Source organism: Ruegeria sp. SCP10, assembly GCF_040329495.1.
Classification (GTDB): domain Bacteria; phylum Pseudomonadota; class Alphaproteobacteria; order Rhodobacterales; family Rhodobacteraceae; genus Ruegeria.
Genome location: NZ_JBDZYF010000004.1, coordinates 240467 through 262010 on the forward strand (window position 1 = coordinate 240467; position 21544 = coordinate 262010).

At 56.2% G+C, this 21544-nt stretch carries 23 protein-coding genes and 1 tRNA gene; 16 read left to right on the top strand and 8 right to left on the bottom strand.

Translation table 11 applies throughout. From position 1 onward, the window contains the following. Window positions 1-27 precede the first annotated feature (27 nt). The 3 genes from ABLN87_RS12525 to ABLN87_RS12535 are packed head-to-tail and all read left to right on the top strand — an operon-like array spanning window position 28 to window position 2798. Window positions 28-462, top strand: a complete 435-nt coding sequence (locus ABLN87_RS12525; protein WP_353010683.1) for a DUF302 domain-containing protein — start codon at window positions 28-30, stop codon at window positions 460-462. A gap of 1 nt (window position 463) precedes the next feature. Further along, the gene (gene hemA, locus ABLN87_RS12530) at window positions 464-1687 is read left to right on the top strand and encodes a 5-aminolevulinate synthase (RefSeq protein ID WP_353010685.1); all 1224 of its coding nucleotides are present in this window, start codon (window positions 464-466) and stop codon (window positions 1685-1687) included. A 52-nt stretch (window positions 1688-1739) separates the two neighbouring features. Further along, window positions 1740-2798: a YeeE/YedE family protein gene (locus tag ABLN87_RS12535; protein WP_353010687.1), complete on the top strand. Its 1059-nt coding sequence runs from the start codon at window positions 1740-1742 to the stop codon at window positions 2796-2798. A 1-nt stretch (window position 2799) separates the two neighbouring features. Here the strand turns inward: ABLN87_RS12535 and ABLN87_RS12540 are convergent, their stop codons facing one another. Together ABLN87_RS12540 and ABLN87_RS12545 are read right to left on the bottom strand one after the other, a co-directional pair. Continuing rightward, the gene (locus ABLN87_RS12540; protein ID WP_353010689.1) at window positions 2800-3744 is read right to left on the bottom strand and encodes an MBL fold metallo-hydrolase; all 945 of its coding nucleotides are present in this window, start codon (window positions 3742-3744) and stop codon (window positions 2800-2802) included. Beyond that, the gene (locus tag ABLN87_RS12545) at window positions 3741-4520 is read right to left on the bottom strand and encodes an MBL fold metallo-hydrolase (protein ID WP_353010691.1); all 780 of its coding nucleotides are present in this window, start codon (window positions 4518-4520) and stop codon (window positions 3741-3743) included. Before ABLN87_RS12545 ends, ABLN87_RS12540 begins: the two co-directional genes overlap by 4 nt. 468 nt (window positions 4521-4988) lie before the next feature. Between ABLN87_RS12545 and ABLN87_RS12550 the strand changes: the two genes are divergently transcribed. Genes ABLN87_RS12550 through ABLN87_RS12570 form a run of 5 tightly spaced genes read left to right on the top strand, consistent with a single transcriptional unit; the run spans window position 4989 to window position 11749 of the window. Beyond that, window positions 4989-6563 carry an ABC transporter substrate-binding protein gene (locus ABLN87_RS12550; RefSeq protein WP_353010693.1) on the top strand — a complete coding sequence of 525 codons (1575 nt, stop codon included), beginning with the start codon at window positions 4989-4991 and terminating at the stop codon, window positions 6561-6563. Window positions 6564-6621: 58 nt separating this feature from the next. Further along, window positions 6622-8175, top strand: coding sequence for an ABC transporter substrate-binding protein (locus tag ABLN87_RS12555; protein ID WP_353010695.1), 1554 nt, complete (start codon window positions 6622-6624; stop codon window positions 8173-8175). After that, the gene (locus ABLN87_RS12560) at window positions 8176-9144 is read left to right on the top strand and encodes an ABC transporter permease (RefSeq protein WP_353010697.1); all 969 of its coding nucleotides are present in this window, start codon (window positions 8176-8178) and stop codon (window positions 9142-9144) included. Beyond that, on the top strand, window positions 9141-10055 hold the full coding sequence (locus ABLN87_RS12565) for an ABC transporter permease (RefSeq protein ID WP_353010699.1): 915 nt from the start codon (window positions 9141-9143) through the stop codon (window positions 10053-10055). The genes ABLN87_RS12560 and ABLN87_RS12565 overlap by 4 nt, the downstream gene beginning before the upstream one ends. Continuing rightward, window positions 10052-11749, top strand: coding sequence for an ABC transporter ATP-binding protein (locus ABLN87_RS12570; RefSeq protein ID WP_353010701.1), 1698 nt, complete (start codon window positions 10052-10054; stop codon window positions 11747-11749). Before ABLN87_RS12565 ends, ABLN87_RS12570 begins: the two co-directional genes overlap by 4 nt. Before the next feature lie 40 nt (window positions 11750-11789). On the opposite strand, the gene ABLN87_RS12575 is transcribed toward ABLN87_RS12570, so the two are convergent. Next, window positions 11790-12668: a LysR family transcriptional regulator gene (locus ABLN87_RS12575; protein WP_353010703.1), complete on the bottom strand. Its 879-nt coding sequence runs from the start codon at window positions 12666-12668 to the stop codon at window positions 11790-11792. 110 nt (window positions 12669-12778) lie between these two features. On the opposite strand from ABLN87_RS12575, the gene gstA reads away from it, so the two are divergent. Genes gstA through ABLN87_RS12590 form a run of 3 tightly spaced genes read left to right on the top strand, consistent with a single transcriptional unit; the run spans window position 12779 to window position 13993 of the window. Beyond that, the gene (gene gstA / locus ABLN87_RS12580; RefSeq protein ID WP_353010705.1) at window positions 12779-13387 is read left to right on the top strand and encodes a glutathione transferase GstA; all 609 of its coding nucleotides are present in this window, start codon (window positions 12779-12781) and stop codon (window positions 13385-13387) included. After that, a complete protein-coding gene (locus ABLN87_RS12585) occupies window positions 13387-13767 on the top strand; it encodes a nuclear transport factor 2 family protein (protein WP_353010707.1) in 381 nt (126 codons plus the stop codon). The genes gstA and ABLN87_RS12585 overlap by 1 nt, the downstream gene beginning before the upstream one ends. Before the next feature lie 4 nt (window positions 13768-13771). Further along, window positions 13772-13993, top strand: coding sequence for a tautomerase family protein (locus ABLN87_RS12590; RefSeq protein WP_353010709.1), 222 nt, complete (start codon window positions 13772-13774; stop codon window positions 13991-13993). A gap of 60 nt (window positions 13994-14053) precedes the next feature. On the opposite strand, the gene ABLN87_RS12595 is transcribed toward ABLN87_RS12590, so the two are convergent. Beyond that, a tRNA-Val gene (locus tag ABLN87_RS12595) sits at window positions 14054-14129 on the bottom strand. A gap of 257 nt (window positions 14130-14386) precedes the next feature. On the opposite strand from ABLN87_RS12595, the gene modA reads away from it, so the two are divergent. The 4 genes from modA to ABLN87_RS12615 all read left to right on the top strand — a co-directional run bounded on the left by modA (window position 14387) and on the right by ABLN87_RS12615 (window position 17473). Beyond that, complete coding sequence (gene modA / locus ABLN87_RS12600; RefSeq protein ID WP_353010711.1) at window positions 14387-15166, top strand: molybdate ABC transporter substrate-binding protein; 780 nt, start codon at window positions 14387-14389, stop codon at window positions 15164-15166. 5 nt (window positions 15167-15171) lie between these two features. After that, on the top strand, window positions 15172-15864 hold the full coding sequence (gene modB / locus ABLN87_RS12605) for a molybdate ABC transporter permease subunit (RefSeq protein WP_353010713.1): 693 nt from the start codon (window positions 15172-15174) through the stop codon (window positions 15862-15864). Beyond that, entirely contained in the window at window positions 15861-16952 is a 1092-nt protein-coding gene (gene modC, locus ABLN87_RS12610) for a molybdenum ABC transporter ATP-binding protein (protein ID WP_353010715.1), read from the top strand. The genes modB and modC overlap by 4 nt, the downstream gene beginning before the upstream one ends. A gap of 113 nt (window positions 16953-17065) precedes the next feature. Further along, complete coding sequence (locus ABLN87_RS12615; RefSeq protein WP_353010717.1) at window positions 17066-17473, top strand: hypothetical protein; 408 nt, start codon at window positions 17066-17068, stop codon at window positions 17471-17473. A gap of 3 nt (window positions 17474-17476) precedes the next feature. Here ABLN87_RS12615 and hemF read toward each other — a convergent pair whose 3' ends face one another. From hemF to clpS, 4 genes are read right to left on the bottom strand one after another with little or no spacing between them, the layout of a single operon-like run. Next, window positions 17477-18361, bottom strand: coding sequence for an oxygen-dependent coproporphyrinogen oxidase (gene hemF / locus ABLN87_RS12620; protein WP_353010719.1), 885 nt, complete (start codon window positions 18359-18361; stop codon window positions 17477-17479). A 6-nt stretch (window positions 18362-18367) separates the two neighbouring features. Then, window positions 18368-19171, bottom strand: coding sequence for an SDR family NAD(P)-dependent oxidoreductase (locus ABLN87_RS12625; RefSeq protein ID WP_353010721.1), 804 nt, complete (start codon window positions 19169-19171; stop codon window positions 18368-18370). A gap of 37 nt (window positions 19172-19208) precedes the next feature. Next, entirely contained in the window at window positions 19209-20171 is a 963-nt protein-coding gene (locus ABLN87_RS12630) for a class I SAM-dependent methyltransferase (RefSeq protein WP_353010722.1), read from the bottom strand. A 30-nt stretch (window positions 20172-20201) separates the two neighbouring features. Beyond that, window positions 20202-20543, bottom strand: a complete 342-nt coding sequence (gene clpS, locus ABLN87_RS12635; RefSeq protein WP_170536540.1) for an ATP-dependent Clp protease adapter ClpS — start codon at window positions 20541-20543, stop codon at window positions 20202-20204. Window positions 20544-20636: 93 nt separating this feature from the next. Between clpS and ABLN87_RS12640 the strand changes: the two genes are divergently transcribed. Beyond that, the gene (locus tag ABLN87_RS12640; RefSeq protein WP_353010724.1) at window positions 20637-21338 is read left to right on the top strand and encodes an HAD family hydrolase; all 702 of its coding nucleotides are present in this window, start codon (window positions 20637-20639) and stop codon (window positions 21336-21338) included. The last annotated feature ends 206 nt before the right edge of the window (window positions 21339-21544 follow it).

The following is a 21544-nucleotide window of genomic DNA, read 5'->3' on the forward strand; positions in this document are numbered from 1 at the left end:
ATGCGGTTCAGGAGGAGTGTAAAGACCATGAAACACATTATTGCTGCGGCCGTATTTTCCACCGTTCTCACAGGTCAGGCTCTGGCCCAAGAGGTCATCACCACCCCTTTTGACGGCAGTTTCGACGATGCCACATTCGCGGTTGAATCCGCAATAGTCGGGCAGGGGCTGGTCATCGACTATGTAAGCCATGTCGGCGAGATGCTGAACCGGACAGGTGCGGATGTTGGCAGCGACAAACAGATATTCGCGGCTGCTGATATCTTCATTTTCTGCTCAGCCAAACTCTCGCGCGAGGTGATGGAAGCTGATCCGATGAACATCGGCTTTTGCCCCTATGGAATTTTCGTGGCCGAAGACGACAATGGCGTGACGGTGGGATACCGAAGCTATCCCGAGGGACCGATGCAAAAGGTCCAGACCCTGTTGTCCGAGATCGTGAAAGAGGCCGTCGGGGATTGAGATGAACTATCAGCAGTACTTTCGTGATCAATTGGATCAGCTGCAAGAAGACGGAAACTACCGGATTTTTGCAGACCTCGAACGTCAGTGCGGCGCGTTTCCAAAGGCGCATAGCTACACCGGGAATGGACCCGAAAACGTCACGGTGTGGTGTTCAAATGACTATCTCGGTATGGGGCAGCATCCAAAGGTACTTGCTGCCATGCACGCCGCAATCGACCAAAGCGGTGCTGGTGCGGGGGGCACAAGAAACATTTCTGGGACGACCCACCAGCACGTTTTGCTCGAGCAGGAACTTGCGGATCTGCATGGCAAAGATGCGGCTTTGCTGTTTACATCCGGATATGTGTCGAACTGGGCCGCGCTGGGCACATTGGCATCGCGCATTCCCGGCATCACGGTTTTGTCGGATGAGTTAAACCACGCCTCGATGATCGAAGGCATCCGCCACAGCCGCTGTCAGAAGCGGATTTGGAAACATAACGATGTTGCGGACCTTGAACGGCATCTTTCTGACCTGCCTGCCAATGCGTCCAAACTGATTGCGTTCGAAAGCGTCTATTCCATGGACGGTGACATCGCGCCGATTGCCGAGATTTGTGATCTGGCGGATCGTTATGGCGCGATGACCTATTTGGATGAGGTTCATGCTGTTGGGCTTTACGGGCCGCGCGGAGGGGGAATTGCCGAACGCGAAGGCCTGATGGATCGGCTCACCGTCATCGAGGGGACATTGGGCAAAGCCTTCGGTGTCGTCGGCGGATACATCGCTGCATCGCACGAACTTGTCGATTTTGTCCGGTCCTTTGCCAGCGGGTTTATCTTTACCACCGCACTACCGCCAGCCGTGGCCTCAGGGGCTGCGGCTTCGGTTCGGCATCTGAAGCACAGCAATGCTGAACGACATCTGCACCAGCAGCGCGTGCGCGAGGTTCGGGACAGGCTGGACGATCTGGGCATTCCGCATACGCCGAACCCAAGTCACATCATCCCGGTCATGGTCGGCGATCCGGTCAAGTGTCGCTTTATTTCTGATGTACTCATGCGCGACTACGGGATCTACATCCAACCCATCAACTACCCGACCGTCCCGAAAGGAACGGAACGTTTACGGATTACGCCGTCGCCCGTGCATTCTAGTGAAGACGTGGATCGTCTGGTTTGTGCGTTGGCTGAGTTGTGGACGCAATGCCAATTGGCGCGCAAGCCGATGGCCGCGCAATGACAACTTGACCGAAGACAAAGACGCAACCGCAACGGTGTGAGAGCTTCCGCTGATGGAAAAGCTCATTGATGTCCTGGGTGACCAAGGCGCTTTGGCATGCGCTGGAATGCTTGTTGGCATCCTGTTCGGTGCGACGGCCCAAAAGTCTCAATTCTGTCTGCGCGCCTCGACGGTCGAAGTCGCCGAAGGCGCGTTTGGTCCGCGTTTGGCGGTTTGGCTGATCGCCTTCACCACTGCGCTGACTATGGTACAGGGGCTTGTCCTTTTCGACCAGTTGGACCTGTCTGAGACACGTGCAATCGCCTCGACCGGTAGCCTGAGTGGCGCCATCCTTGGTGGCGCGATGTTTGGTGCAGGTATGATATTGGCACGTGGATGTGCATCGCGCCTGTTGGTTTTGGCGTCCTGCGGAAATCTGCGCGCGCTGGTGACCGGGCTGGTCCTGACATTGGTGGCCCAGGCGGCTTACACAGGTGTTCTTAGTCGCGTCCGTGAAACGCTTTTTGGTCTCTGGACGATTTCGGGGGGTGCATCGCGTGATCTGTCAGAGTTGCTTGGATTGTCGCCAAAGGCTTACACAGCTATCGCAACGCTGGGTTTGGTTCTGGCAATCGCATTCGCGGTATACAGGCGTGTCGCGCCTATACGGATCGTGTCTGCCGCAGGCGTTGGGATGGCAGTCGCGCTCGGCTGGTTGATGACCTTCGCAATTGCGCAGACCTCTTTCGAGGTTGTACCCGTGTCTTCGATTACCTTCACCGGTCCGGCCACAGATACTCTGATGGCTTTGGTCGCCAAACGAAACGTCGCGTTGTCCTTTGGTATCGGCCTGGTTCCGGGTGTTGCTGTCGGGGCCGCGGCTTCAGCTATTTATGCCGGAGAATGGAAGATCGAACGGTTCGGCAACGACACCCCGATGGAACGCTACCTCGTTGGCGCTACCCTAATGGGTTTTGGAGCCATGCTGGCAGGCGGTTGCGCCGTGGGGGCAGGGCTGTCCGGAGGGTCCGCCCTGTCCCTGACTGCTTGGCTTGCAGTGTTCTTTATGTGGGTCGGGGCGATTGTGACACATCGCTTCGCAACGCGACTGCCCGCTCTGCAGCGATCCTGAACTATTCAAACTCCATCTGTTCAAAAACGCGCCCGGCATTTTTGGTCGCCAGTTCTTCGAACGTGTCCAGATGGGCATAAGGGGATTGATCGACATAGTAGGCTTCGGCCAGATCGCCGCCTGCATCCATATGCTCCTGCACTTTGCCACGCAGGTATATCAGATAGTCGCGTGTGTAGCGGCGCACCTGATCCATGTTTGTCGGATGGCCGTGACCGGGTATCACATAAGTGGCGCCCAAGGGCTCGAACGCGTTGTCCCAGGTTTCCAGCCAATCCGCGGTATAGGTCTCTTGAAAGATCGGCAGCATACGTTCGTGAAATGCCATATCTCCGGCGATGACAAGGCTTTGATTTGGCAACCAGATAGAGATATCGCCGGGGCTGTGGGCAGGTCCGAGGTATTTGGCCTCTATCCGGAAATCGCCCATCTCAACCACATATTCATCATCGAATGTCTCGGTCGGACCAGCCAAAAAGGTTCCTTCTGCCTTGTCGCGATTGTATCGCTGCATGCCCTCCAGAATCTGGGGGCCATATTCCTCGAATTCCGCGGCGGCATCCGAATGCGCCACGATTGGAATGCCAAGTTCCGACCAGTAGGCGTTGCCAAGCATCGCGTGCCCCTGACCATTCTCGTTGAAGACAAGTTTGACCGGTTGATCCGTGATCGCCTGAATTTCCTGATGAAGCGCTTGCGCCAGCACATAGGCGGCTCCGCCGTTTACAACAACCACGCCTTCTGTGGTGACGATGAAGCTGAGGTTGTTGTTGTGGCCCGCGTTTTCGTAGGTCGGTGGCGCGGTTGCGCCAATGGCAGAGTAGACGCCGGGGATGTATTCGACTGGCTTGGAGTAGAGGGCGCTTTGCGGATACTGATCAGCGATGTCTTCGCTGGCCCAGGCGGGTGCGGCGAAGGCGAAGATAGTCAAAAGTGATCGCATCATGACGGCTTTCCTATAAATCGATATGCCGAGCCTGTCTTTTCGACCCGCCCAATTCCACCATCTGGCAGATGGAACCCAATGACTTTCATCTGTTCTTCGGCAAGCTGGTCCAGAAGCAGGCTGCGTGTCGCGGCAGCGGTCTGAGGGTCCTGATCCGTGCCGCTGTGCCAGTCCGGGCGTTCAAAGGCGACATGCGGATTGCCGAGTGCGTCGCCCACAACCATTGCCGAGTCACTGCCTTGGCGAATTTCAAACGCCATATGTCCGGGTGTGTGCCCAATGCTGGCGCGCGCGGCGATACCCGGCAAGATCTCTTGCCCGTCATCGAAGAACATGACCTGATCCTGGATCGCTTCCATGCGCCGCTTCGCGCCGACTGCAAACGCAGCGCGATCTTCGCCAATCGTTTCAACCGTTGCGGGGTTCCACCAATAGTCCCATTCAGTACGGCCAAAGTGATGCGTGGCGTTGGCAAAAAGCAAGTCGTCAAAGTCATCCAGAACGCCCCAGATATGGTCAGGATGCGCATGGGTGAACACCACATGGCTAACGTCTTCGGGCGAGAGATTCACGGCGGAAAGAGTATCCAGCAGCTTGCCGGATGTTGGCATAAAATCTGGTCCTGAACCGACATCGAAGAGAACGGTGTTCGTGCCATCTCGGTAGAGCGTCACGTTACACTCTGGCTCGTACCTTGTCGCGTCTATCTGTCTGTGCTTCAGAAACGGCGTCAGCTCATCCTGTGGCATCGATCCAAAGACCATTTCTGGCGGCATGGTCAGATATCCATCAGATAACGTTTGCAACTTGCCAGATGAGCCGATTTGCAATTCCGCCAGTACCACCTTGGATTGAGCTCCGAGTGCTGCAAGGCAGGTGGCATTACGTAAAAAAATACGCCGGGACAGTTGGATTTTTCTCATACAAAATCATTAAAATGAATGTATTAATTTGTAAATATACAAAGACTTTTGATCGACTGTGTTTTAGCGCGATCAAGGTGATACTTGTGTCTTTGAGAGCAGTCTCAGGAGTTGCCCAGCGTTTGGATGACGACATTGGTTTTGTTTGTAAATCTGCTTGGCGACGTTCTAAAATCTTCATTCTCCGATTTAGTGTGCCGTTGACCGATTGACATGCCGACGCAGTTGGTATGCTATCCTCGATTTTAGCGTTAACAGAAATTTGCGACGTAGTATCGCGAATTCAATGCAGCTAAGCAGCTGCAGATAAGGGAGAAAATAATGAAGAAACCAATGTTCGCGCTGGCGATGTTGATGGCCTCGACAACGCTGGCCCAAGCTGAGACATTGCGCTGGGCGCGCTCGGGGGATGCTTTGACGCTCGATCCTCATTCGCAAAACGAGGGGCCTACGCATACCGTCCGCCATCAGATGTATGAACCGCTGATCATTCGCGATACTACGGGTGCGTTCGAAGCCGCGCTGGCCACGGATTGGGCGCCGAGCACAGATGATCCGAACGTCTGGGTATTCAATCTGCGTCAGGGCGTGAAGTTCCACGATGGGGCCGATTTTACCGCCGAGGATGTGGTGTTCAGTATCAACCGGGCGAAGCAGCCGAACTCGGACATGAAAGAGTTGATCAACTCAATCGTCGAAGTGCGCGCCGTAGATGACCACACCGTTGAGATCGTGACCGATGGCCCGAACCCGATCCTGCCCGCAAACCTCACTGACCTTTTCATCATGGACAAGGGTTGGACCGAGGCAAACAATGCGGTTGCGGTTCAGGATTTCGAAGGGGGTGAGATCACCTTTGCTACCACCAATGTGAACGGCACGGGGCCTTATAAGTTGGTGAGCCGTGAACCGGACGTGAAAACCGTGATGGAGCGCAATGAAGACTATTGGGGCCGCGATCAGTTCCCGATGGCGATCAGCGAGATCATCTATACGCCAATCCAGAACGATGCGACCCGAGTCGCAGCGATGCTGTCGGGTGAGGTGAACTTCCTGCAAGATATGCCGGTGCAGGACCTTGATCGGGTCAATTCTGCAGACGGCTTGGTCGTCAAACAGGCACCCCAGAACCGGGTTATCTTCTTCGGGATGAACCAAGGCGCGGACGATATCGAAGCCGACAATGTGGACGGCAAGAACCCCTTGGCCGATGTGCGTGTGCGACAGGCGATGTCAAAGGCGATCAACCGGGATGCCATCAAGCAGGTGGTCATGCGCGGTCAGTCGCAGCCTGCGGGTATGATTGCTCCGCCCTTCGTGAACGGTTGGACTGCAGAGATGGATGCCGAAAGCAGCACGGATGTTGAAGGCGCAAAGGCTCTTCTGGCCGAAGCGGGTTATCCCGACGGCTTCTCGATCCGCCTCGATTGCCCCAACGACCGCTACATCAACGACGAAGGCATTTGTCAGGCTGCTGTCGGTATGCTGGGTCAGATTGGCATTACAGTGAACTTGGACGCCAAGCCCAAGGCGCAGCACTTCCCGCTGATCACCGACGGCAAGACCGATTTCTACATGCTGGGATGGGGTGTGCCGACCTACGATTCGGAATACATCTTCAACTTCCTGGTCCACGGTCGTGAAAGCGATATCGGCACCTGGAATGGTACTGGTTTCGACAGTGATGATCTGGACGCCAAGATCAAGTCACTGGCCTCGAACACCGACCTGGATGCACGCAATCAAGACATCGCCGATATTTGGCGCGTGGTGCAGGATGAACAGCTATATATCCCGATCCACCACCAGGTGCTGAACTGGGGTATGGCCGAAAATCTGGGCATCGAGGTTGATCCGGAAGATCAACCCATGGTCAAACATTTTGGCCTGAACTAAAGCCTTGTTGCCGGGTTCTGCTCTGCAGAGCCCGGCCACTTTTGAAGTGGGAGCTATCATGAAACGTCTGACCACTGCCGCGCTGCTGGGCGCGCTTGCCATGCCTGTTGCGGCTGAAGAGTTCACCTTTGCCGTCACCACCGATCCACAAACCATGGACCCGCATGCGGTCAACTCGGCCCCGGTTCTCGGATTTCTGAACAACGTCTATGAAGGGCTGGTGCGGCGCGGCAAAGACATGACCATCGAACCGGCGCTTGCAACCAGTTGGGAGCCGATTGAGGGTGGCGCAGGCTGGCGCTTCAAGTTGCGCGAAGGTGTGACGTTTCATGATGGGTCCGAATTCAATGCCGATGACGTGATCTTTTCGTATCAGCGCGCGTCCGACGAAAGTTCGGATACACGCAGCTGGTTCGCCCCCGTAGCCGAGGTTGTGAAAGTCGATGACTATACTGTCGATGTGATGACCATTGCGCCCAACCCGATCTTCCCTGATAGCATCGCCAACTGGATGATCATGGATAGCGGCTGGGCTGAAGCGAATGACACGGCCCTGCCTGACAAAGAGGCCGGTAACTATGCGACACTGAACGCAAACGGGACTGGCGCCTTTCAAATCACTGCGCGTGAGCCCGGCCTGCGTACTGTGTTGGAGCCGTATGACGGCTGGTGGGGCGATGCCGAGCACAATCTAACCCGCGCTGAACTGGTGCCGATCCAAAACCCTGCGACCGCGTTAGCAGCGTTGTTGTCGGGCGATGTTGATTTCATCAATCCAGTACCGATTCAGGATGTTGCGCGATTGCAGAACAACCCGGATGTAAAGGTCATCCAAGGCATCGAAGCGCGCGTCATCATGTTGGGTTTTGACCAGAAAGAAGGCGCAAGCGCAGATGGACAGGGCGGCGCTGATCTTTTCCTTGATCCACGCACCCGCGAGGCCGTTGCGAAGGCGGTCAACGTACCGGCCATCCTCCAAACCATCATGCGCGGCAACGCCGAAGTCGCAAGCCAGCTGGTCAGCCCTGCAATGCGCGGGTATTCGGCAGCGAACGCGGACCCTTATGGCTATGATCTGGAGGGCGCAAAGGCGCTGCTGGCCGAAGCTGGGGCCGAGGGAGCGGAAGTCAGCTTCAAATGCTCCAACAATCGCTACCTCAATGACGAGTCGGTATGTCAGGCGATTACAGCCATGCTCACACAGGCAGGGCTGAATGTGACACTGGATGCGATGCCTGTTCAGAACTACTGGCCAGAATTGCGGGCCGACAATTTCGACATGTATCTGCTGGGCTGGTCGCCGGGCACGTTTGATGCTGAACACCCCGTGCGCTTTCTGGCCTCGACTCCCAATGAGGAGAAGAAGCTGGGGTCTTGGAACTTCGGCGGATATTCTAACGCGCGCGTCGATGAGTTGCTGCCGATGATCCAATCCGAGATTGACGAGCCAACGCGCCAATCCATGTTGGATGTGGTCACAGCCATCCTTCAGGATGAGGTCGCCTATGTCCCCCTCTATGTCCAGCCTCTGGTCTGGGGTGCTCGTAGCAATATCGAGTTGACGCAACGGCCCGACAATTTCTTCCTTCTGCGTTGGGTCACGGTCAACTAAATGCTGTCATACATTATCAGGCGCGTAGCCCAGTCGGCGCTGGTTCTTTTCGTCGTGGGCCTCGTCGCCTTTTCGATGTTCCGTTTTGTCGGCGACCCGATCGACAACATGCTGGGGCAGGAGCGGACCATGGAAGACGTGGAACGGTTGCGCAGCCAGTTGGGCCTCGATCAGCCGTTTCCGGTCCAATATGTGAAGTTCTTGCAAGAGGCGGTGCAGGGCAACTTCGGCGTCAGTTTCCGTCAGGGTCGGCCCGTAGCGGAGATTCTGGCCGAACGCGCGCCGGCGACGCTTGAACTGGCGCTGGTCTCCGCGATACTCGCGATTGCTCTGGGCATCGCGCTGGGCGTCTTTACCGCGATCCGACGAGATGGGTTTGCGGCGAATTTCATTATGTCGGCCTCGCTGATCGGGGTTTCGCTGCCCACTTTCCTGATCGGCATTCTGCTGATCTATGTCTTCTCGGTTGAACTGGGCTGGTTGCCCAGTTTTGGGCGCGGTGAGGTTGTGGATCTTGGTTGGTGGAACACCGGTCTTTTGACCAGTAGCGGGCTAAAGGCCCTGATCCTTCCAGCGATCACACTAGGCCTGTATCAGATGACTTTGATCATGCGGTTGGTCCGGTCTGAAATGCTGGAGGTACTGCGGCAGGACTATATCCGCTTCGCTCGTGCGCGCGGCCTGAGTGATCGGACCATCAACTTTCGCCACGCCCTAAAAAACACCATGGTGCCGGTGATAACCATCATCGGCCTGCAATTAGGGGCCATCATCGCCTTTGCCATCATCACCGAGACGGTGTTCCAGTGGCCGGGTCTTGGCCTGCTGTTTATCAACGCAATCCAGTTTGTGGATATCCCAGTCATGGCAGCTTATCTGATGATGATTTCGGTCATCTTCGTCACGATTAACCTTGCGGTCGACATCCTCTATGCGTTCATCGACCCACGTCTGAGGGTCAGAGCATGAGCCGCCTGCAACGTATTCTGGACAGCGATCAGTTCTACGCCTTTCGTCGTTCGCCGGTGGCGATGGTTTCGGCAGCGGTTGCCTCGCTGCTGATCCTTGTCACGATCTTCGCACCGCTGATTGCGCCGACGAACCCATTCGATCCATCCAGCCTGAACCTGATGAACGGGTTCACCCCACCAATGGAACCAAATGCCTTCACAGGTGAAAGCTTTGTGATGGGCACTGATGATCAAGGGCGGGATGTGTTCTCGACCATCCTTTACGGGATGCGCATTTCCTTGTTTGTCGGTGTCGCAGCTGTTTTGTTTGCCATGGTTCTTGGGATCATTCTGGGCCTACTGTCGGGGTATTTCGGCGGTTGGACCGAAACCATCATCATGCGTACGGCGGATGTGCAACTGACCTTCCCTTCGATCCTTCTGGCCATGCTGATCTTCGGTATCGCAAAGGGGGTTACGCCTGTTGAGTATCGTGATCAGATGGCGATCTGGGTATTGATCCTGGCGATTGGCCTGTCTGACTGGGTGCAGTTCGCAAGGGTCGTTCGCGGCGCGACGCTGGTTGAAAAGAACAAAGACTACGTGGCGGCTGCGCGGATCATTGGGCAAAATCCGTTGACGATCATGCTGCGCCATATCCTGCCGAATGTGCTGTCACCCGTGCTGGTGATTGCAACAATCTCACTTGCATTGGCGATCATCGCCGAAGCGACGCTTAGCTTTCTGGGGGTCGGTGCGCCGCCCACCCAACCATCGCTGGGCACGCTGATCCGCATAGGACAGGGCTTCCTGTTCTCAGGGGAGTGGTGGATCCTGTTCTTCCCGGCCTGCACGCTTCTGGCGCTGGCCCTGAGTGTAAACCTGCTGGGCGACTGGCTGCGCGATGCTTTGAACCCGAGGCTGAAATGACCGATCCCGTTCTCTCGATCCGTAACCTGACGGTGGAAATCCCGACCCGCCACGGCATTTTCAAACCGGTGGAGCACGTGACCTACGACCTGCATCCTGGTGAAATCCGGGGGGTCGTGGGCGAAAGTGGTGCGGGTAAATCGATGACCGGAAACGCCGTGATCGGTCTGTTGGATCCTCCGGCCCATGTGTCCGAGGGCGAGGTCTGGCTGAACGGCCGGCGCATCGATGAACTGGACGCCGAGGACAAACGCAGGATCCGCGGCAAAGAGATCGGGATGATCTTTCAGGATCCGCTGACCTCGCTGAACCCGCTGTTCACGGTGGGTGAGCAATTGGTCGAGACGATCCAGCTGCATCTCGGCCTGTCGGCATCCGAGGCCAAAAAGCGTGCGATTGCCCTGTTGGATCGCGTCTCGATCCCGGATCCTGCGAATAGGTTCAACCAGTATCCGCATCAGTTTTCCGGCGGGATGCGCCAGCGTGTGGTGATCGCCTTGGCGCTGTGCACGGAACCCAGCGTGTTGATCGCGGATGAACCCACGACCGCTTTGGACGTATCCGTTCAGGCGCAGGTGCTGGACCTGATCAAGGAACTGGCCAAGGAACGTCAGGTTGGCGTGATCCTTGTGACACACGACATGGGGGTTATCGCTGATACCACCGATACGGTCACCGTGATGTATTCCGGCCATGTGGTCGAAAGCGGCACCACCGATCAAATCCTCGGCGCGCCGACACATGACTATACCAAATCCCTGATCGCCGCCGTGCCACGACCTCATACCAAGGTCGAAAGGTTCCCGGTGGTCAGCTATGGCGAACGGGAAAGAACCTTCAAGATCGATGATCTGGCAGCCCATTGGGACAAGACCGATTTGTCGAAATCCGGCAAGCTGCTAGAGGTTGAGAGTATCACTAAGACCTTCCTGCAAAAGGGCGGTCTACTGCCATCGCAACGCAAGTACTTTACCGCCGTTGATCAGGTCAGCTTCGACATTCGCGACGGTGAGGTTTTTGGCCTTGTCGGCGAAAGCGGCTCGGGCAAATCCACGGTCGCTCGGATGATCGGCACGCTTTATCCGGTGGACGGAGGCCGCGTTGTCTTTGACGGACAGGATGTGACGGCGATGGGGGCAGAGGCTTTGCAAGGCTATCGCCGCCAGATTCAGATGATCTTTCAGGATCCGTTCTCAAGCCTGAACCCGAGGATGAAGGTTGGTGATCTTGTTGCCGAACCGATCCTGCACCATCGCATCCTTCCCAAGTCGCAGGTTGAACCGCGTGTCAGGGAACTTCTGGACTGGGTCGGGTTGGCGAAAGACGCCTGGCGCAAATACCCGCACGAATTCTCTGGCGGTCAGCGCCAGCGCATCTGTATTGCCCGCGCACTAGCCACACAGCCCCGATTCCTGATTTGCGATGAGCCGACCAGCGCCCTGGATGTGTCGATCCAGGCGCAAATCCTGAACATACTCAAAGACCTGCAGGATCATCTGGGGCTGACCATGCTGTTCATTAGTCATGACCTGCCGGTTGTGCGTCAGATGTGTGATCGGGTGGGGGTGATGCGACAGGGGAAACTGGTCGAGGTGCAGAACACTGACGCTCTGTTTTCGGCACCCCAGCATCCCTACACCAAAGAGCTTTTGGATTTAATGCCCCGGTTGAAGCAATTGGAAGCCGCAGGTTAACCAAAACGCGGTTTTGGTGTTCTTAAGGAAGGTCCATCTATCAATGGGCCGTCTCAAGCTCTGCCCAAATGTCGGACATGACTTTTCCCATCGGATAATCCCTGCGCCGGATCGCGAAAATCTCGGTATGGCGTGTGGGGAAACCATCGACGCGCAGCGGAACCAGCGCTCCGCTCCTCAACTCATCCTTCATCAGGTGTTCCGGTAAGCCACCCCAGCCCAGCCCGGCTTTGATAATGGTTTTCTTCGCTTCGAAATCGGAGACTGTCCAATGGTGCCCACCTGATAGAACATCCCGACTTTGATCGAAATCCTGCCCGCCGGTGCCTGAAACGATAACTTGCGTATAACCCTGCATCTCGCGCCTCGATCGGATGCCGGGGCGATGCGCGGCCGGGAAGTCTGGGCTTGCAACGGGTCGTATCGTGATGGTTCCGAAGGGGAGTGTTTCGACATCGTCAATCGGAACGCCCTCAAGACCCGCGATGATCATATCTGCGCTGCCTTCCATCAACCGCGCCAAAGGTCCGCCCATCATTTCCGACGCCACATGGATGCTAGTTCCCGGATATCTCTCTCTGATAGTGCCCAGCAGGCTCAGGACCGGGTCCAGCGAGGTTGTGGCCGTTACCGCGATCGATATCGAGGGCTCTTGTTCACTGCGCAATCCAGCCGCGACGGATTGCAGCCTGTGCACTTGTTCCAGCACACGCGTCGCTTCACGAAAGTAAATCTCACCCTCGGGTGTCAGACTAGGCCGGTAGGTCTCGCGAGAGAACAGATCAAACTGCAGTTCAGCCTCCAGCTTTCGGATTTGATGGCTAACGGCAGATTGCGCTTTGTTCAAACGCTCAGAGGCCGCCCGAAAGGTTCCGGTGGCAACAATCGCGTCCAAAGCAATGAGCTGGTCTAAGGTCATGTCACACTACTAATGATCTAAGTAGTAGATCATTATGATGAAAACACGATATTATCAATCGTTTTACTTGATTGCTATCTCTGACCTGCACTCATGAAAAGGAGGTTGAGATGAAACTGTACTACAAAGCCGGAGCCTGTTCGTTGGCCAGCCATATCATGCTGAATGAGGTTGGTGAGACATTTGAGATCGAGGCTGTTGACACCACCAAGGGGCAAACGGAAAGCGGAAGAAATTATAAGGAAATCAATGCGAACGGCTATGTACCAACGCTTGAAGTTGAGGATGGCGTGTATTTGAGCGAAGGCGTAGCCATTCTTCAGCACATTGCTGATACCCATGCCGATCACGCCTATTCTCCGCCGCTTGGAAGCGTCGAACGTGCCCGGTTGCAGCAATTCCTGAACTACGCTGCCGCCGAGTTGCACAAGGCCTGGGGGCCGCTCTTTTCCGATAGCTCAACAGATGCGGAAAAGGCGGCAGCAGAGGCGAAGGTTCGCTCGAAATTCGACTATCTCGAAAAGGTTCTATCTGACGGGCGGTCCTATCTGGTCGCCGAGATGTTCTCGGTTGCGGATGCTTACACATTCGTTCTGATCTACTGGGCTAACTTCAAGGCCATTGACCTGTCAGCCTGGCCTAACATCGCCGCCTACGTCGATCGCATCGCCGATCGCGAGTCTGTCAACGCGGCCTTTATTGCAGAGGGATTGGCGTGATGCAGCTTCACAATGTTCATGAAATCCAGAGCGTGATGGAACGTTATTTTGACGGGCTTTACCACTCGAACAGCGATGTGTTGCGCGCGGTGTTCCATCAGGATCTGGTCTACGTGAACGGCACCCTTGGCACCTACGAAGTGATGGGACTAGAGGCCTACATGGACCGGATCGATGCCCGTACACCGCCCGCCTCACGCGGCGATCCGCGCAAGGAAGTTATCGAACGGATCACTCTCAAAGGCGACCGGATCGGCATCGTCGAGGCACGCATGACGATGATGGGACGCAACTATCAGGATTTGCTGACAGTGATCAATTTAGAGGACGGTTGGCGCGTGCTGACCAAGGTCTTCTCATTTGTCGAGAGAAAGGACTAGGACGATGCCTTACGTAAACATCAAGGTAACACAAGAGGGCGGACCTGAAGGCACAGGTCCGTCACCCGAAGATAAGGCGCAGTTGATTTCCGGCGTCACCGACCTGATGCACAAAGTGCTCAACAAAAACCCCGCAACGACATTCGTTGTGATTGACGAGGTGCCACTGGAAAATTGGGGAATCGCGGGTCGGAGGGTCAGTGATATCCGCGCGGAGGGCAACTGAGATTCTCTGATGAAACGCACTCGTTCGAAAAAGGCGTACCTAGAACCTAAGTGTTGTGAATGGTGGGTGATGAGAGACTCGAACTCCCGACATCTTCGGTGTAAACGAAGCGCTCTACCAACTGAGCTAATCACCCGTAGCGCTGCATTTAGACAAGCCTGTGGGCGGGTGCAAGAGGGTTGAGTGGATTTTATCGGATTGTTTTACTCTGATCAGTGAAACCGTCTGTACTGTCACCGGGTCTGAGGCCGGAGGGCAGGCAGGCGCCCACATTCGCAAGCGAGGTATAGCAGATATCACAAACACCACCTGATCGTGGGAAACATGCTTGCGGCTGACCCATTGCCTCCGATATTCCAGAACCAGACGGCCGTTTCCCGGCCCGGAGTTTGGATGGCTTTCTTAATGACCCGCCGCGCGGTATTGGCGGTTTTGGTACTGGCTACGCTCATTCTGGCTCCGATCCGGGCCGGAGCCGATGGTGTTTTGGTGTTTGCCGCTGCCAGCCTGAAAACGGCGCTGGATGAGCTTGCATCTGCCTACAGCACACAAACCGGGGTGAACATCACGGTTTCCTATGCAGCTTCATCCGTTCTGGCCCGCCAGATTCAGGCGGGTGCACCTGCGAATATTTTCATTTCGGCAAATTCCGATTGGATGGATTTCCTGCAGGATCAAGGATTGATTGATCCGGCTTCGCGTGTGGGTTTGCTGAGTAACGGGTTGGTTCTGATTGGGGCTTCAGATCAGGCACCAGTCGAACACATCAGCTCAGACTATGATATAGAGACCGAGCTGGCTGGCGGTTACCTGGCCATGGCGCTGGTTGATGTGGTGCCTGCCGGAATCTATGGCAAGTCAGCGCTGGAAAATCTTGGGCTTTGGAGCGCGGTTCGAGGGCAGGTGGCGCAGACGGATAATGTGCGCGCTGCGCTTGCGCTGGTGGCAACTGGGGCGGCACCTTTGGGCGTTGTTTATCGCTCGGACGCGATCGCAGACCGACGGGTAAGTGTTGTTAGTAAAATACCAGCCGAGACGCATCCCCCCATAGTCTACCCTGCAGCCTTGATGCGGGTTCCAACGCCTGAGGCTGCTTCATTTCTGGAGTTTCTTCAAACCAATGACGCTATGTCTGTTTTCCTGAAGCAGGGGTTTTCCCTGCCGGGCAGGTGATCGGGATGGAGTGGTTGGGCCCGGCTGAACTGGAAGCGCTTCGGCTGTCGCTGCGCGTGTCGGTATGGGCTACTCTGGCCACTTTGCCATTCGGGATATTTGTGGCCTACGCGCTAGCCCGATGGCGGTTTCCGGGGCGTCAGGTGTTGAACGGTTTGGTCCATCTGCCGCTTATCTTGCCGCCTGTTGTCACGGGGTACTTGCTGCTGCTGACATTTGGCGTTCAGGGACCAATGGGCCGGTTTCTGGCCGAACTTGGGATTGTTGTCGCTTTTCGGTGGACCGGCGCGGCACTGGCCGCAGGAATCATGGCGTTTCCCCTGATGGTCCGCGCCATTCGGCTGTCGATCGAAGCGGTGGATCCAAAGTTGGAACAGGCGGGTTCGACCCTTGGGGCATCGCGGCTGATGGTGTTTGCGACTGTGACCTTGCCGATGATCCTGCCCGGGATCATCGCCGGATCGATCCTGGCCTTTGCCAAAGCGATGGGAGAGTTCGGGGCGACGATCACGTTTGTCTCTAATATTCCCGGACAAACCCAGACGCTGCCATCGGCCGTTTATGCTTTCCTTCAAGTGCCAGGGGGCGAAGCGGCCGCCACCCGTTTGGTTGTGATCTCGATCATCATCGCAATGGGGGCTTTGCTTCTATCTGAATATGTGGGGCGCCGTGCGGCAGCAAGGGTGGCCGGGTCATGAGCTTATCTGTGCGCCTGAAACACCATTTGCCGGGAATCGATCTTGATCTGACCTTTGACGCGCCGCAGGGGGTAACTGTGCTGTTTGGGCGTTCGGGATCAGGCAAAACTACGGTTGTGAACGCAGTGGCTGGCCTGTTGCGGCCCGAAGCGGGGCGGGCGGTCGTGGATGACTGGGTTCTGTTTGATGCCGAAACACAGCACTGGCTGCCACCCCATAAGCGTCGCCTGGGTTACATCTTTCAGGAAGGGAGACTGTTCCCGCACCTGACCGTTCGCCAGAATCTGTCCTACGGTCGCTGGTTTGCGCCGCGTGGTGCGCGGCAAGAAAACCCCGATCGGATCATCGAGATGCTGGGCATCGGCCATTTGCTGAGCCGCCGACCGACCCTGTTATCGGGTGGGGAAAAGCAGCGTGTGGCGATCGGGCGTGCTTTGCTTGCCAGCCCCCGTTTGATCCTTGCAGATGAACCCTTGGCAGCGCTGGATGAGGCCCGAAAGGCCGAGATATTGCCCTATTTCGAACGGCTCAGAGATGAGGTTTCGGTCCCGATCCTATACGTCACGCATTCGGCCGCTGAGGTGGCGCGGCTTGCGACATCAGTTGTGGCTTTGCAGGATGGCAAGGTTGCCCGCCATGGTCTGGCCTCGGATGTCCTGTCTGATCCGTCAGTTGCACCTGCTGGCGTGCGCGCCATCGGAGCGGTCTTGCAAGTGCGAGTCAAAGAACATCACTCGGATGGGTTGACCGAGCTGGATGCCGGCGGGGAACGCCTGTTTCTGCCCCGCATCGCACATCAGGTGGGTGAGAGCTTGCGCATCCGCATCCCGGCGCAGGAGGTCATTCTATCAAGCCAGCCACCACAGGGGCTGTCGGCTTTGAATGTGCTCAGTGGACAGGTTGAGACGATCCGGTCAGGCGATGGACCGGGCGCGATTGTCTCGGTTAAAACACCTGCCGGAGTTGTTCTTGCGCGGGTGACACGACGCTCAGTCAACGCATTGGGCTTGCAGGCCGGGGCGACCTGTTATGCGGTGATCAAAACCGTGGCCTTGGCGCCGCAAGATGTCGGAGGACGCATCTTGTGACGCAGCCCAAGCGGCATCACACAAAGGGTCACGTTGCTGTTGGTCGGCTTTACTCGGAGCTTCAAGTATCTATTTTTAGGAGCAGACACGGGTTCTGGTTTGGAGCGTCTGCTATGTCATTGTTCAGAATATGTGCGCTTGGCGCGACCCTTTTGGCCCCAAGTTTGGCAGGGGCCGTTGGATTTGGATTGAATGTCACCCCGCAGTTTCGGACGGACATTACACCTCTGAAAGACGGAACATATGAGGTCAAAGCAATCGGTTCTTCCGCGCCGGTCAACTATTGGTGTGGAATCGGGGATTATGCGGTGCGTACACTTGGCGTGCCAAATAACCAGAGAATATACATCTCCAAGGCTTATGAGCCCGGCGTGCGAACAGTTCAGTTCTCGCTGACGCCACCGCCCGGCGCGGATACGAACCCGGGATACTCGATTACTGTTAAGCGCGTGGGCGAGAATATGTCGGCCTCTTCGGCGCAGAACTACTGCTACGACAACTTCATCGACTTTGGCTTTTGAGGGTCAAACCCATTTCGCCAACGGCGGTAAGCTCATCAACACCGCATCCGGATCGTGGCCTGTTTCAAGGCCAAATTTCGTGCCGCGATCGTAGACCAGATTGTATTCGGCGTAGAGGCCGCGATGTACCAGCTGGGTGTTCTTTTCACTATTACCAAAGGCCTGAACCCTGCGTTTTTCAACCAGCGGGACAAAGGAGGGTAGAAACGCGCGACCAATATCCTGTGTCAGTGCGAAATCGGTGTTCCAATCCCCGGCGCAGTGATCATCCATGAAGATGCCCCCGACACCCCGGGCGCGTTTTCGGTGCGGGATATAGAAATACTCATCCGCCCAGTCCTTCAGTCGTGGATAGTGTTCAGTGCCATGTGGGTCCAGATGCGCCTTTTGGGTCGCGTGAAAATGCGAAGTATCTTCATCATATTCGATGCATGGGTTCAGGTCAGACCCACCGCCAAACCACCAGGCATGAGGGGTCCAGAACATGCGTGTGTTCATATGGACCGCCGGAACATGCGGGTTCTGCATATGCGCAACCAGACTGATGCCCGAGGCCCAAAAACGCGGATCGTCTTTCATGCCGGGGATGCCTTTGCGGGCAGCCATCGCCCGCTGCGCCCGTGCGCCCAAAGTGCCGTACACGGTTGAGACGTTTACGCCGACCTTCTCAAACACACGCCCGCCGCGCATCACAGACATCAGCCCACCGCCCGCGTCCGAGCCATCTTCGGATTGACGCTTGGTTTCCTTGATCTCGAATTGGCCTGGCGTGGCATCCGAGAACGGGCCGATGTTGTGACTGTCTTCCAGGGTTTCGAACGCGGCAACAATATCGTCACGCAATTGACGGAACCATGCGGATGCGGTGGATTTTTCTCTTTCGAACATGGCGTGTTAATGAGCCGGGGCCGCGACAGGGTCCAGCAAGGTCCGGCCACCGTCAATTGTAAGGATTTGACCAGTGATAAAGCCCGCAGCGTCGGATGCCAGAAACTGGGCGGTCTCGGTCAGTTCGGTTGGGGCGGCGATGCGAGCCAGTGGTGTGTGTTTTTCGATATCGTCGCGAAAATCCCGGTTTTCCTTGAGTGTCGACTGGAGCGAGGCACTCATCACCGACCCCAAGGCAATTGAATTCACGCGAATCCGACTAGGGGCCAGCGCCACAGCCAGCGATCGTGTCATCTGATCCAAAGCCGCCGTGGAAACCGAATAGGCCATCAGATCAGGATGGGTTCGTCGTGCGGCGATAGATGATAGGTTGATGATTGAACCTGCCGGATCTTCGTCATCATCATTGTCTGATTGCTTGATCATACGCTTTGCCACCAGCTGGCTCAGCCGCAGTGCAGGCATCAGGTTCTGATTCAGCAACGTGCGAACGGAATCATCATCGGGGTCCAGCGGATCAGATGGGATGACCTGCCTTGCGCCGTTGATCAGAATGTCGACCTGATCGAAGGCGTCCAAAGTAGCTGACAGCAGGTTGGCAATGGTCAGCTTTTCACGCAGATCGCCCGCGAAATATCGAATATTGCTGTCATCGGCTTGTTCGCCCAGCTCCTCGACCAGACGCTTTTCGTCCATGTCCGCAAAGACAACATTGGCCCCGGCATCTGCAAAATGGCGGCCGATGGCCAACCCGATCCCGTTGGCCCCGCCTGTCACGATTGCTGTCTTGCCAGCTATGGAAAAGGACATCCGAATCCTCCTGATTAGGTGGGCAGGTTAACGGGCCTCAACGTCGAGGGCGAGAGGCATGAAACACCTTGAACAGATTATCACCGGCGACTTCATCAACCTTGATGAAATGCTCGGTCAACGCGGCTTCATAAGGCAGGTGGCGGTTGGCAACCATCCAAAGATCGCCATTGCGGGTCAGGTTGCGGGCGGCAGAGGCGATAAAGCCCTGACCAAGGGTCGGGTCGGCGCTGCGCGACGTATGAAACGGCGGGTTCATGATGATTGTATCCCTGGGATCGGCAACCCACGTGCCCGCATCGGCCCAGTGAAACATGGCCCGGTCGTCTTTAACATTAGCCCGCGCGCAGTTGAGCGCCGCATGATCTGCCTCGACAAGATCCAATGTCTTGATCTCGTCGCGTTTCAGAAGTTCGGCGGATAGATACCCCCATCCGGCGCCAAGGTCCGCGATGTGCCCCCCCAGTTTGGCAGGCAAGCTCTGCATCAACAGCGCCGAGGCGGGGTCCACGCCATCTGCTGAGAACACGCCGGGTGCAGTTTGATATCCATCGACACTCTGAGTTTCCGGCGCGGCCCAATCCGCAAACGCTGCAGGATCAGACTGAAACCAGAATATCTTGCCATGTGCTTTCGAAAGGGGCCCTTCAACAGCGACGCGCTTGCGAATGTCCTTCAACACGCTGTCTATACCGTTGGTCTTTGCGCCATCGACAACGATAACGCCTGTGGCTTGGCTGCAGGCGCGATGGATCAAGGCACGGGCCAGCGCCTTGGCGCGAGGCAGGTGGACAATTGCATCCTCACAGGGCCCGATGGCCTCGGGCACGGCGGTGAACCCAAGCGCTGCAAAACAATCGTGGAACGGTTTGAATGGTTGCACGATTTGCGTTTCACGAGGCAAACCCGACAAATCATCATCTGGCGTCGGGCCAAATACGGTCAGCGGCTGTGACAGCGTCAAACCGCTTTGCAAGGCAAGGTTTAGGCGAGGGGACATGGCCGAATATGTCGAACAGCAGCGCGGGGCTTACTCTTCACGTTCCATAGTGCATTGCAAAGGGTGCTGGTGCCTGCGGGCAAAATCCATGACCTGGCCCACCTTGGTTTCGGCGATCTCATGGCTGAACACACCCACGACAGCCACGCCTTTCTTGTGCACGGTCAACATGATCTCGAACGCTTGCGCATGGGTCATGCCAAAGAACCGCTCCAGCACGTGAACGACAAATTCCATCGGCGTGTAATCGTCGTTCAGCAGCAGCACCTTGTACAAAGGCGGGCGCTTGGTTTTTGGGCGCGTCTGGACCAGAACGGACGCATCACCGTCGTCGTCCGACTTGTCAGACATCATCCATTGGTTTTCCAGCATCGCGCGCAACTGTCCGATTCAGGGATTGGGTTTACTTGTGCGCTTATATAACGTCGTTCCCGTCAGAGGAAAGAGGCAGCAGGCGTATTCGGGATGACGCAAAAACTCACCACCATAGGCTTCGATGCTGACGACACCTTGTGGCACAACGAACGGTTCTTTCAGCTAACGCAGGCGCATTTTACATCGCTTTTGTCCGATCATGCCGAACATGACCATCTAATGGAGCGTCTTCTGGAGGCGGAAAAGCGCAATATCCGGCACTATGGCTATGGTATCAAAGGCTTTGTTCTGTCGATGATCGAAACCGCTATTGAAGTGACCGAAGATCGCGTTCCCGCCTCGGTGATCCGTCAATTAATCGAAGCCGGGCAGGAAATGCTGGCCCATCCAATCGAGCTTTTGCCGCATGCTCAGCACGCCATCGAAGAAGCTGCAAAAGCCCATCGCGTGGTATTGATCACCAAGGGCGATCTGATTGATCAGGAGCGCAAACTGGCCCAGTCAGGTCTGGGTGAATTGTTCGATGCGGTTGAGATTGTGTCGGAAAAGACCTCGGACACCTATCGAGCGATCTTTGAGGCCCATGGTGATGGCCCGGCTGCGGCGATGATGATCGGGAATTCAATGAGGTCCGATGTTGTCGCCCCGATACAGGCTGGTTGCTGGGGCGTTTACGTGCCGCACGGTCTGGTTTGGGAGGTCGAGCATGCGGATGCCCCCGTCGACGCCAAGAGATTCCGAGAGCTGCGTGATTTAGGCGGTCTGAGTGATTTGCTTAGCGCGATCTGTTGATGTTGCTGTTTGGCCTCAGTCAAAGAAAAATCCGCGAGTGGATTGCGGCGTTCCCCGAAATGCCCCCGATCTAGTGTTCAGGACGCATCGCACAGCTAGATATAGCACTCTTTTTGCACCGCAACGAAACCGCAAAAACCACAGCTTTCGGTTTATTTCAAAAGGCCTCTGTGTTAGCCTTGCCGCTAAGCAGAATAAAATCTAGC